This is a genomic window from Clostridium sp. D43t1_170807_H7 (assembly GCF_015555905.1).
Classification (GTDB): domain Bacteria; phylum Bacillota; class Clostridia; order Clostridiales; family Clostridiaceae; genus Clostridium.
Window position 1 is genome coordinate 131,251 of the sequence record NZ_JADNLK010000003.1, and the last position, 12,296, is coordinate 143,546.

Genomic DNA, 12,296 nt, shown 5'->3' on the forward strand with positions numbered 1-12,296 from the left:
AATGCAGGCAAGGCTTAAATATGTATAAATTATTTTTTTATCTGAAATAATAATAAGGGATAAATTTATAATTTATAGATATTTGGGCCTTTTTTATTTTTTATAAGCATTTAAGGTTCATGCTATTATTTATAATTTTAAATTATTAGTTTTAGGAGGAATAATAAAATGATGCAATTTTTACAAAGAATCGGTAAAGCAATCATGCTTCCAATTGCAGCTCTTCCAATCGCTGGTATATTACTAGGTGTTGGTGGAGCACTACTAGGAATAGCAGGATTAAGCAATGCACCTGCTATTTACGAACCGCTAATAGCATTTGTTAATATTCCAGCTGTAACAGCTGTTTTAACTGTTATGAAAAACATAGGTGATATAGTATTCGGTAACTTGCCTGTACTATTTGCTGTTGGGGTTGCTGTTGGTTTAGCTAAAAAGGATAAGGGTACTGCTGCTTTAGCTTCAGTATTCGGATTTATCGTAATGAACCAAGTTGTTTCTACACTTTTAGCTTTAGGTGTTACTCAATTAGGAGTTCTTACTCCAGATTCAGTTGGTGAATATGGAACTTATGTAACTACTAACTTAGGTATATTTACATTAAATATGTCTGTATTTGGTGGTATTATTACAGGTATAGTTACTGCATTATTACACAATAGATTCTGTACAATTCAATTACCACCAGTTATTGGATTCTTCTCAGGTGCTAGATTTGTTCCAATAATAACTTCACTTACAATGGCTTTAGTTGGTGCAGTACTTGCATTTGCATGGCCAGTTGTTCAAGATGGTATCAGTATGTTATCTACATTTGTTAAAAATGCTGGACCTTTCGGTACTTTCTTATATGGACTTATTGAGAGAGCTTTAATTCCGTTTGGATTACACCATGTGTTCTATACTCCATTCTGGTATGGATCTTTCGTTGAAGCTAACGTATTAGTTAATGGTTCAATTCAAACAGTTGCTGGTGCAAATACTGCTTACTTCGTTCAATTATCAAGTATGACTGATTTAGTTGGTGCTTCTGCTTCAACTATGAGCGAAATTGTTAATGGAACAACTAGATTCATGGCTGGTAAATTCCCACTAATGATGTTTGGTCTACCTGGTGCTGCACTTGCTATGTATAAAGCAGCTAATCCAAGCAAAAGAAAAGTTGTTGGTTCATTATTAGCAACAGCTGCATTAACTTCATTCTTAACAGGTATTACTGAACCATTAGAATTTACATTCTTATTCGTTGCTCCAGTATTATACGTAGTTCACTGTATATTCGCTGGTTTAGCTTATATGTTAATGGGTGTTTTAAATGTATTCATAGGTATGACATTCTCTGGTGGATTCATTGATTATGCTCTATTCGGATTACTTCCTGCAGGTGCTGGAGTTCCAACTAAATGGTTAACAGTTCTTCTTGTTGGTATTGTATACTTTATAGTTTACTATTTTGTATTCTATTTCATGATTACTAAATTTAACTTAAAGACTCCTGGTAGAGATGAAAACGAAGGAGAAACTAAACTTTACACTAAAGCTGATTTCCAAAACTCTAAGGGTGGTGCTACAGAAGCTGCTGCTCCAAAGACTGCTGGTAAAGGTGAAATAGCTGAAAAAGCTCCTTTAGTATTAGCTGCTTTAGGTGGAGAAGAAAATATAGTATCTGTTGATGCTTGTATCACAAGATTAAGAGTTGAAGTAAAAAATAAAGCAAATGTTAACAAGGACGAATTAAAGAACCTTGGTGCTGCTGGTGTTGTTGAAGTTGGTAACGGAATTCAAGCAATATTCGGTGCAAAAGCAGATGCTTACAAGAATGCTATAAACGAAATTCTTGGTGAATAATTTTATTATAAAAATTTGATGTATTTAAAATATTAGAGTTAAAAAAAGTGGCCTAAGGCCACTTTTTTTAGTTAAGTTTAATATATTTAATTACTGAAACTATTTATACATATATTCTCTTGTCATAGGTAAGTTATTATTAACACCCTTAACAAATAGTATTTGATGTAAGTCTATTACTCCATTATTAAATGAAGCTGCACAAGAGTATAAATACATTCTCCACATTCTTATAAACTTTTCATCAAACATTTTTCTAACTTCATCTATATTATCATCGAAGTTCTTTGCCCAATGTAATAATGTTTCTTTATAATGTAATCTTAAGCTTTCAGCATCAAGTGTATGATAGTTATAATCAGCTGATATCTCTATTATCTCTCTAAAGCTTGGTATAACACCTCCTGGGAATATATATTTCTTTATCCAAGCATCTCCCTCTGATTCCTTAAGACCACTTATATAATGTAATAAGAATAATCCACCTTGTTTTAATACAGCATTAACATTTTCAAAGAATAAATCATAATTTGGTCTTCCTACATGTTCTAGCATTCCAACACTTACAATTCTATCAAATGAAAGTCCACTCTTTTTCAATTCTCTATAATCCATTAATTTTACATCTAGGAAATCTTCAAGGTTCTCTTCTTTTATTCTTTCCTTAAATCTTTTATATTGTTCTTCACTTAATGTTATTCCTAATCCCTTAACTTTATATTGTTTAGCTGCTTCTATAAGTAATCCACCCCAACCGCAACCAATATCAAGTAAAGTTAAACCTTCGCTTAGATTAAGTTTTTTCAATATATGATTAATCTTATTCATTTGTGCATCATATAATGATTCATTTTCATTTTTAAAGTATGCACATGAATAACATAATGTATCATCCAACCATATTTTATAAAAATCATTTCCTATATCATAATGTGATGAAACTTCTTCCTTTTGCTTTTTCATAGAAGTTGAGCCACCAAATATTTTATTTAAACTTTTAAAATTTGTAGAGAATTTATCTATACATTTTAATAGTTCATTGAATACAGTGAACATATCACCTTCTATTTCTACATCTCCATTCATATAAGCTTCACCAAAAGTTAGTGAAGTACTAGTTAATAAGTCTTTCTTTTTTAAAGGTGCCTTTAATACTATTCTAAATTTAGGCTCATCATGTCCTACCTTTATTTCTTCACCGTCCCAAAACTTTAATTGAAAAGAAATTTCATCAAAATTTTTTAAGAAGGTCTTAAAAAAATTTTTCTCTATATCCATATAATTAACTCCTCTCATAAATTTATAAAATAAATTAACCATTGTTATTAATATATATATTTATGGCGCTATATGATAATTTAATAAATATATTCTTAATAACAATGGTTTAAAGCTCTACTAGCCTCTACATTAAATTATTCCAATATTTATAAATTTTATTCAATAGCACATTAATTAATGATACATCTTTAATGTTTGCATTTGAATAGTGACAGAATACACATGGTTCTACATCTCCATTTGCATTAACGTGGCAATATCTTCTTCCTCCAGCAATGCAACCTCCAACATATTCAGCATCTCATGCCAGAAATCAATATTAAATATAGATTTTGTACTACGCCAACTTCTAATAGTTCTATATAACTTTTCTCTTTGATCTGGATTTGCCATTAACGATGTATCTGTCTTACATCCTATTGGCATAAATGTGAAGTACCAAGAGAAATATGCTCCCTTATCTATCATTAAATCTATAAATTCTTCAGATAGAACACTATCACAATTTGCTGTGGTGAAACAAGTTGAGAATCCAAATGGAATTCTATTAGATTTCATAAGGTCCATGACTCTCATAATATCCTTCCAGGAACCTTCTCCTCTTCTTCCATCTGTTGCACCATCAAATCCTTCAACACTTATAGTTGGTACTAAGTTTCCTACTTCAATTAAATCATCACAGAACTTTTGATCTATTAATGTTCCATTTGTAAAGAACATACATACACAATCATTATGTTTTTTAGCTAATTTTAATATGTCGTTTTTTCTAACTAATGGTTCTCCACCAGTCATTATATAAAAGTAAATTCCTAACTCTTTTCCTTCAGTAAATAATTTATCTAATTGCTCATAGCTTAAATTTAAAGCTTTATTATAATCAGCTGCCCAACAACCTACACAATGCTTATTGCAAGCTGTAGTTGGGTCTACAAGTATCGTAAATGGTATTTCATGACCATATTTATCTCTATTTTTTTCTATCTCAGCCCATCCTCTAATAGATGCATTTAACAAGAAGTTTGTAAATACAGTTTGAACAATATTAGGATGAACATTATTAACTATATTGTACATTAAGATAGTCCAATTATTTTCTGGATCTTTTAAATATTCATCTATCATATCATATTGATTCACATATATTTTTTCTGTATCAAACTTTCTTATCCAGCTTATAATCTTTGGTAAATTATTTTCTGGATCTTTTTTTTAAATATTCTAAAACTTGTTTTAAAGCAAATTGTTGAATTTTATATTTTGGACTTAACATTTAAACCTCTCCCTTCCAAATAATATTAAAATAATTACAAATATCCTTTATACCAATACTAAAAAAATAATTCCTCTACAATTGCTTTATATTAAATCTACTTATTTAATAATATATAAAATTTTTTCATATATTATTACTGTTCATTGATAACTATTTTTAATTAGACCTTAAAAATATTATTTAAAGATACTAAAAAATGCACATAATAATATTTATTATGTGCATTGGTATATTCTATACTTTTTTAATATCCCTTGCATGGAACGTGCTAGATACTTATCTTCGTCACTATCGTTCCTTGATAAGTAAAGCTACGTTCTCAGCAGTAAGATGTTACAAATCACTCACTTCATTCGTTCTTTGACATCTCTTGCATGGAACGTGCTAGATACTTATCTTCGTCACTATCGTTCCTTGATAAGTAAAGCTACGTTCTCAGCAGTAAGATGTTACAAATCACTCACTTCATTCGTTCTTTGACATCTCTTGCATGGAACGTGCTAGATACTTATCTTCGTCACTATCGTTCCTTGATAAGTAAAGCTACGTTCTCAATATGCGTCTACACATAGGTCTTATACAATTTAACAAGTCTAGTTGTCAATGGGGTAATTTATGCGTTTTTTACCCCGGGGATTCCTTTCGCCAAATAGTATACAGCTTAAACATTGTCTATTTCCAATGCCTTCTTCGCCATTTGAACATATTCCTCAACACCAGATACTATTGCAAACTCAGCAATTGAAACCGGATATGCAGCGACCAGTTCAATAATATGCTCTTTCATTTTAGGCCAGTAATAACCCCCAGCTTCTTTATAAGCAATTATCAGAGCTTCTAATCCTTCTTCTCCAAAAGCCTTGTAGTTGAAAACAAAGTCATTTGAAATATCTGTTACCTTAGCTTCAGTCCAGTCGATCAATCCAGTCACGTTAGCTTCTTTATCAATCATGGTATGTCCGGCATGAACATCTCCATGAATCAGTCCAGTTTTCTTTGGCCACATTTCATCATCATTAACCCATGACTGCCATCTATTCCATAATTTCTCACCTACACCGAATTTTGTTTTTACATCATTCATACGCTGCTTCATTGATTTTCTCGCTTCTTCAGGTGTTTGCACTATTAGTCCAAATTCTGTAGCTTTATCACTAGGTATGCTATGAAGCTCTGCTAACACTCTTCCAAGAGACATGTGAAATGATGGTGGAACGTTGTTAATATCTATCTCCCAAACATAATTTCCGATATTATGATCAATGGTTCCTGCTGGCACACCATCTAACTTCTTGTATGCTATTAGCTCATCTGTGTAAATAATCCAGTTTGGTGCCTGAAAATATTTAACATACTGATTAACCAAATCTAATGCTTGTTTTTCTACCCTTGTTCTAGGCATAACATCTTCACGCCTAGGCAATCTAAGAACCCAATCTACTCCACTTTCATCTAGAGCAAATACAACTTGAAAATCAAGTCCGGATTCATTAAACTGCATTGTTTCTTCCTTTAGAATAAGATTATGTTTTTTAGCTATTTCTATAACTTGTTTCATATCTTTACTCATTCAAATCACTCCTGTCTAAAAATTTTTATTCATAAATTTGTTGCATGCTTTGATATAGCATTAATAATTTCATCCCAATCATTATGGTGAAGCTCATGCCCTGTACCCTCTAAGGTAACCAATACTGCATTTGGTATCACTTCGGAAAGATGAATTCCATGCTCGTAGGGAATAATAGTGTCTTCTGTTCCATGAATTACCAATGTAGGAGCATTGATTTCATTGGTTCTAGACAAATACGAACCCCAGCCTTTAATAAATCCATGATTCTCCATACTCTGCAAATTAATAGCTCTATCAAATTCTTCTTCATTCAGTCTCCTAATCTTCTCTTCATCAAATATATGTTTTGATCCTATAAGAACTTTGCTTTTTTTGATAAAACACTCTACCACTTCATCTTTGTCTTGCCAGTTTCTGATTTTTAGCTCACTTAAGGCCTTAGTTACTTTATTATCCTTTTTGGGAAGACTAGAATCGAAATTTGATGTCATAATTAATGATATAGTAAGAACCCTGCTTGGATGTTTAAGTGCTATTATCTGCGTAATTATTCCACCCATAGACATACCAACTATGTGGGCCTTATCAACCTTATAGGCATCTAGAACTTGGATTGCATCATCAGCCAAATCCTCAAAGGTATACTCTGGATGGCCATATTCGTAAGTAATTGACTTGCCTACATCTCTATTGTCATATCGTATAATGTGAAATCCTTGGTTACTTAGTCTCTTACAAAACTCTTCTTCCCAATAAATCATTGATGCAGTAGCTCCCATAATTAACAAGATCGTTGGATTATTAATTTCTCCAAAACTTTCAGTACAGATATGAACATCATTAAAACGAATTATTTTTTCTGTCATAACTTATCACCACTTTTCTGCTTTCTGTCGATAATATCTTTACCTATATTCAATTAAGTCCGAATAATTTGGTTAGCAGCAGCTTCAAATAATAAATCTCTAACCCTTACATAGTTATATTGCTGTAAATCTCTCTTTTGAGAACCTATTAGTAAAGCAGCCCTTAAAACTCCAGCTATAACGTTTGGATCTTCATCAATAATCTCCTTAGAGTCTTGTCGTGTCTTAATAAATTCCATTAGTGGAACAATACTTCTCAGACTTTCAGAACCGATGTATTGTGGATTTAGTTTTCTTGATACGATATTGTATTCTTCCAGGTCATAAATCAGCCTTTGGGTTAATATTTTTGATTCCAATTCCATTGACATTTTATTTAAATATGTCTTTATAGCTGTATATATATCCTTAGCTGCCATAACCTCTGGCCAAACCTGTTTCTCAATTTGTTCTCCCTCACGTGCTAACAATTCCATATATAGCATTTCTTTTGATTCGCAAAATATATAAAAAGAACTCTTTGCAATTCCAACTGATGAAGTAATATCTTCAATAGAAGTACTTTTAAATCCTTTATCTATAAAAAAACGATAGGCTACTTCAATCAATTCTTCTCGAATTCTTTCTTTTTCTAACTCTGTAAATTTTGCCATAACCTAAACTCCCTCCTTACTTTATAAATATAAAAACAAAATATTTATTTGTTTTTATAATAACATGTATGCAAAATTACGTCAATTTAAACTTTATTTTTCTCAAAATATTAAGAAGCCGACTCAGATCATTGATCCTAGTCAGCCAGCTAATCTATTACTCTCAATCAAACTATATCTCCATTCCATTAATAAAACGGATAATTATTTTCTCCATTTCAAAACTTCCGTAATATCTGAAACTATAATAGTATATGAAAATATGATATATAGTTAAACCTTTCAGGCAAAACATACATATTGCAGGGTAAACAAAAGTGCTATTTCTGTTCCCACAGACTTAAAACACACGAAACTGCATGATTGATTATCCCATGAACCCCTTGATTTTACTGACTATTTCCGTTCTAGCAGACATACGGTCTCAACGTGAGCTGTTTGAGGGAACATGTCTACTGGCTGAACTTCTAGTGTTTTATATCCATTTTGCTCTAAAATGGCTAGATCTCTAGCTAGAGTACTTGGATCACAACTTACATATACAATTCTTTCTGCATCAATGTTAGTTATAGCATTTAATAGCTTAACATCACAGCCTTTTCTTGGTGGATCTACCACAACTACATCTGCTTTTACACCTTTATTTATTAAATCAGGTATAACAACTTCTGATTCTCCAACAAAGAACTCAACATTATCAACATTGTTTTCTTTAGCATTTATATTTGCATTTTCAATAGCTTGTGGAATTATTTCTACTCCATAAACCTTCTTTGCCTTTTGTGATAAAAATAAAGTTATTGTTCCAGTTCCACAATATGCATCAAATACAGTTTCATCTCCAGTTAATTGAGCATATTCTAAAGCTTTACCATATAAAACTTCTGTTTGAATAGGATTAACTTGGAAGAATGATAACGGAGATATATTAAATTTAAAATCACCTATATAATCACTTATAGTAGGCTCTCCCCATAATGTTATACATTCTTGGCCTAATATCACATTCGTAGCTTTAGAATTAATATTTTGTACTATACTCTTTATCCCTGGTATATTATCAACTATTAATTGTACAAACTCATCTTTATTAGGTAATTTATTTCCATTAGTCACCAAAACCACCATTACTTCATTAGTGGTAAATCCACGTCTAATCATTATGTGTCTAAGAATTCCTGTTTCGTCATACTTTCCATCAATATTATATGGCTTTATATTGTTCTTTTTTATCCATTGTCTTGTTAATTCAACTACTCTATCAGCTACTTCATCTTGAATTAAACAAGTCTCCATATCTATTATTTCATGACTTCTTGGTGCGAAAAATCCTATCTTTAATTCTCCATTTACCATACCTATAGGTAATTGAACCTTATTTCTGTATCTCCAAGGTTCTTCCATACCTAATGGAAATTTAACTATATTCTCATCTAGTTTTCCTATTTTAGTTATACAATCTTTTACTCTTTCAAACTTAAAATTTAATTGCTCTTTATATGTAGAGTGTTGTAGTTTACATCCACCGCATCTTTTATTTATATTGCATTTTGCTTCACATCTTTCTTTTGATGGTTCTAGAACCTCAATTAACTTAGCATAAGCAAAGTTTTTTTTCGATTTTACTATTCTTGCATTAACTTTTTCACCTTTTAATGCCCCTTCTATGAATATAGGAAAAGTATCATTAATCTTTGCTATTCCTTCTCCCTCATATCCCTGAGAAATTATATCTAATGTATATTCTTTATTTTTTTCTACCAAACTTATCACCTATCAATCATGTTTTATCTTTTCATATTTGTATTAATTATTGTTATACTTAATTTCTAAATGAATAAACTATTAATATTATATACTATATTATCCCCCTTATAAACATGGTATATATATTTACATGCTACAAATCTTACATTTCTTAGCTATTTTGTTTACCTAGGTAAAATATTACTTTGGAGATATTTCTTTTATACTATCACAATTATAATTTTGCAAAAAAAAATACACCTTACGGTGCATTTTTTAATAGAATCAGTTGCCACACTGTACCATTTTAATTCTTTCGAACTATTATGATACTATCAATTATAACCTACTTTTGTAACTTTAAATGTTAACTTTTTGTTAACTTTTTTATTTTTTATTGATTTTTGCTAGTCAATCTTGCATTTTTAATGCTATTTTCACTAATTAACGAATAATTTTATTCATTTCACTAATTTAGTTACAATATATGGGTGTGCCTCCGGGGAAGAACCAATATATGGTTCTTCCCCGGAGGCACACCCATAAAATATAAAAAAAGAAGTGTAATATTTACACTTCTTTTTTATGTCAAATTATTCTACTACGCTTACTTTTAAAAGGTTAGTTGATCCAACTTGATCTAATCCAGCAGCTATTACAACTGTATCTCCAGATTTAGCGAATCCATTTTCAACAGCTATTTTAGTAGCGTTAGCCATCATAGCATCTGTTGAATTTTGATCTTCAGCAACTACTGGGTATACTCCGAAGCAGAATGCTAAGCTCTTAGCAACTTTTTCACATGGAGTTACAGCTACGATTGGGCATTCTGGTCTGCATTGTGAAATTCTTCTTGCAGTTGCTCCACTCTTAGTTGAAGAAACTATTGCAGCAGCCTTTAATTCATTAGCAGCATTGCAAGCAGCTCTTGAGATAACTCCTGATGTAGCTGGAACATGAGATTTAGCTTTAGAAACTGCAGTTTCGTAGTTTAATTTCTTTTCAGTTTCAGTAGCTATTTTAGCCATTGTTTGAACTGATTCTACTGGCCAATCTCCGTTAGCTGATTCTCCAGATAACATGATTGCATCTGTTCCGTCTAATATAGCGTTAGCTACGTCAGAAACTTCTGCTCTTGTTGGTCTTGGGTTTCTCATCATTGAGTCTAACATTTGAGTTGCAGTTACAACTGGCTTTCCAGCAGCGTTACATTTTTCGATCATCATCTTTTGAACAGCTGGTAATTTTTCAAATGGAATTTCAACTCCTAGATCTCCTCTAGCAACCATTAATCCGTCAGAAACTGCTAATATTGAATCTATGTTATCAACACCTTCTTGGTTTTCGATTTTAGAGATGATTTGGATGTGTTCTCCACCATTTTCGTTTAATATTTGTCTGATTGTTTCAACGTCTGAAGCTTTTCTGATGAATGAAGCAGCAACAGCGTTAACTCCTATTTCACAACCGAATTTTAAGTCAGCTATATCTTTTTCAGTTAAAGCTGGTAATTTGATTGAAACTCCTGGAACGTTAACTCCTTTGTGCGTTGCAACAAATCCTGTATTTTGAACTGTACAGTGGATTTGGTTTCCATCGATTGATTCAACAGTTAATCCTACTAAACCGTCATCTATAAGGATAGTATCTCCTGGTTTAACATCATTAGCTAATCCAGCATAAGTTACTGAACACTCTTCAGTATTACCGATAACATCTCCACCAGCATGTACAGTGAATTTAGCTCCTGCTTGTAATTCAACTTTCTTTGGATCAAATTTACCAGTTCTGATTTCTGGTCCCTTTGTATCTAACATAACAGCGATTTCTTTGTTGTGCTTCTTAGCTAATTCTTTAACTAAGTTGATTCTTCCTGCATGTTCTTCGTGATCTCCGTGAGAGAAGTTGTGTCTTGAAACATTCATTCCTGCTTCAATTATTTGTGATAATATTTCTGGTTTTTCACTAGCTGGACCGATAGTGCAAATGATTTTAGTCTTTCTCATTTAAAACTCTCCTTTAATCTCTAAATTTAATGTATTTAAAATAAATTATTAGCGTATTTATTAAAATTATTTAGAAATCTCTTCTGAAATTTCATATAGTTTTTCATCAAAAGTTCTATCTAAAGCTAACGCTTCATCTATATCTTGATCAAATATTTCATTATTCTTGATACCAACAACTCTTGAAGTCTTACCTTCCATTAATAGTTCAATTGCTTTTGAACCCATTCTTGAAGCTAATACTCTATCAAAAGCACTTGGAGCTCCACCTCTTTGGATATGTCCTAAAACTGTTGCTCTTGTTTCGATTCCTGTTTGAGCTTCTACATATTTAGCTAATTCTGAAGCTCCACCAACACCTTCAGCAAGTAAAACTAAGTTATGCATCTTTCCAGCTTTTTTACCTTCTAAGATAACTTTGCATAATTCATCTTTATCATAACCTTTTTCTGGTGTTATTATATATTCAGCTCCACAAGCTACACCTGTGTGAACAGCTATATCTCCACAATCTCTTCCCATAACTTCTACGATAGATACTCTTTCGTGAGAAGTTGAAGTATCTCTAATTTTATCTATAGCATCAACTACAGTATTTAATGCTGTATCAAATCCTATTGTGTAATCAGTATAAGTTAAATCATTATCGATAGTTCCTGGTAAACCTATTGTTTTTACACCTAACTTAGATAATAATTTAGCACCAGTGAAAGATCCATCTCCACCAATAACTACTAAAGCATCTACACCATTATCTGCAAGAATTTGTGCAGCTTCTTTTCTTACTTCTTCTTGTTTAAATTCTAAACATCTAGCAGTTCTTAAAATTGTACCGCCTCTTTGAATTATATCTGAAACTGATGATCTATTCATTGGGAATAATTCACCATTAATTAATCCAGCATATCCTCTTTGTACTCCCATAACTTCAATACCATTATGTATTGCAGTTCTTACTACTGCTCTTATTGCAGCGTTCATTCCTGGAGCATCTCCACCACTTGTTAAAACAGCTATTTTCTTCATATAAATATTCCTCCTTGATAC

General features: G+C 31.7%; 9 protein-coding genes. 1 reads left to right on the forward strand and 8 read right to left on the reverse strand.

Translation table 11 applies throughout. The features are described 5' to 3' along the window. Nucleotides 1-168: 168 nt before the first annotated feature. The gene (locus I2E98_RS03085; RefSeq protein ID WP_195467500.1) at nucleotides 169-1,848 is read left to right on the forward strand and encodes a PTS transporter subunit EIIC; all 1,680 of its coding nucleotides are present in this window, start codon (nucleotides 169-171) and stop codon (nucleotides 1,846-1,848) included. Nucleotides 1,849-1,947: 99 nt separating this feature from the next. Here the strand turns inward: I2E98_RS03085 and I2E98_RS03090 are convergent, their stop codons facing one another. From I2E98_RS03090 to pfkA, 8 genes are all read right to left on the reverse strand, one after another. Continuing rightward, nucleotides 1,948-3,126, reverse strand: coding sequence for a cyclopropane-fatty-acyl-phospholipid synthase family protein (locus tag I2E98_RS03090; protein ID WP_195467501.1), 1,179 nt, complete (start codon nucleotides 3,124-3,126; stop codon nucleotides 1,948-1,950). Between the two features lie 231 nt (nucleotides 3,127-3,357). After that, on the reverse strand, nucleotides 3,358-4,269 hold the full coding sequence (locus I2E98_RS03095) for a radical SAM protein (RefSeq protein WP_291659008.1): 912 nt from the start codon (nucleotides 4,267-4,269) through the stop codon (nucleotides 3,358-3,360). A gap of 797 nt (nucleotides 4,270-5,066) precedes the next feature. After that, nucleotides 5,067-5,975: an Mph(B) family macrolide 2'-phosphotransferase gene (locus I2E98_RS03100; RefSeq protein WP_195467502.1), complete on the reverse strand. Its 909-nt coding sequence runs from the start codon at nucleotides 5,973-5,975 to the stop codon at nucleotides 5,067-5,069. Nucleotides 5,976-6,004: 29 nt separating this feature from the next. After that, nucleotides 6,005-6,844 carry an alpha/beta hydrolase gene (locus I2E98_RS03105; RefSeq protein ID WP_147732834.1) on the reverse strand — a complete coding sequence of 280 codons (840 nt, stop codon included), beginning with the start codon at nucleotides 6,842-6,844 and terminating at the stop codon, nucleotides 6,005-6,007. 53 nt (nucleotides 6,845-6,897) lie between these two features. Next, nucleotides 6,898-7,497, reverse strand: a complete 600-nt coding sequence (locus I2E98_RS03110) for a TetR/AcrR family transcriptional regulator (protein ID WP_195467503.1) — start codon at nucleotides 7,495-7,497, stop codon at nucleotides 6,898-6,900. 396 nt (nucleotides 7,498-7,893) lie between these two features. After that, nucleotides 7,894-9,261: a 23S rRNA (uracil(1939)-C(5))-methyltransferase RlmD gene (rlmD, locus tag I2E98_RS03115; protein ID WP_195467504.1), complete on the reverse strand. Its 1,368-nt coding sequence runs from the start codon at nucleotides 9,259-9,261 to the stop codon at nucleotides 7,894-7,896. 575 nt (nucleotides 9,262-9,836) lie between these two features. Continuing rightward, nucleotides 9,837-11,249: a pyruvate kinase gene (gene pyk, locus I2E98_RS03120; protein WP_195467505.1), complete on the reverse strand. Its 1,413-nt coding sequence runs from the start codon at nucleotides 11,247-11,249 to the stop codon at nucleotides 9,837-9,839. 66 nt (nucleotides 11,250-11,315) lie between these two features. Next, nucleotides 11,316-12,275 carry a 6-phosphofructokinase gene (gene pfkA / locus I2E98_RS03125; RefSeq protein ID WP_195467506.1) on the reverse strand — a complete coding sequence of 320 codons (960 nt, stop codon included), beginning with the start codon at nucleotides 12,273-12,275 and terminating at the stop codon, nucleotides 11,316-11,318. Nucleotides 12,276-12,296 lie beyond the last annotated feature (21 nt).

What these genes read in the sequence shown, in the direction of transcription:
- I2E98_RS03085 (WP_195467500.1), top strand. Translation starts at nt 169, where the DNA reads ATGATGCAATTTTTACAAAGAATCGGTAAAGCAATCATGCTTCCAATT.
- I2E98_RS03090 (WP_195467501.1), bottom strand. Translation starts at nt 3,126, where the DNA reads ATGGATATAGAGAAAAATTTTTTTAAGACCTTCTTAAAAAATTTTGAT.
- I2E98_RS03100 (WP_195467502.1), bottom strand. Translation starts at nt 5,975, where the DNA reads ATGAGTAAAGATATGAAACAAGTTATAGAAATAGCTAAAAAACATAAT.
- I2E98_RS03105 (WP_147732834.1), bottom strand. Translation starts at nt 6,844, where the DNA reads ATGACAGAAAAAATAATTCGTTTTAATGATGTTCATATCTGTACTGAA.
- I2E98_RS03110 (WP_195467503.1), bottom strand. Translation starts at nt 7,497, where the DNA reads ATGGCAAAATTTACAGAGTTAGAAAAAGAAAGAATTCGAGAAGAATTG.
- pyk (WP_195467505.1), bottom strand. Translation starts at nt 11,249, where the DNA reads ATGAGAAAGACTAAAATCATTTGCACTATCGGTCCAGCTAGTGAAAAA.
- pfkA (WP_195467506.1), bottom strand. Translation starts at nt 12,275, where the DNA reads ATGAAGAAAATAGCTGTTTTAACAAGTGGTGGAGATGCTCCAGGAATG.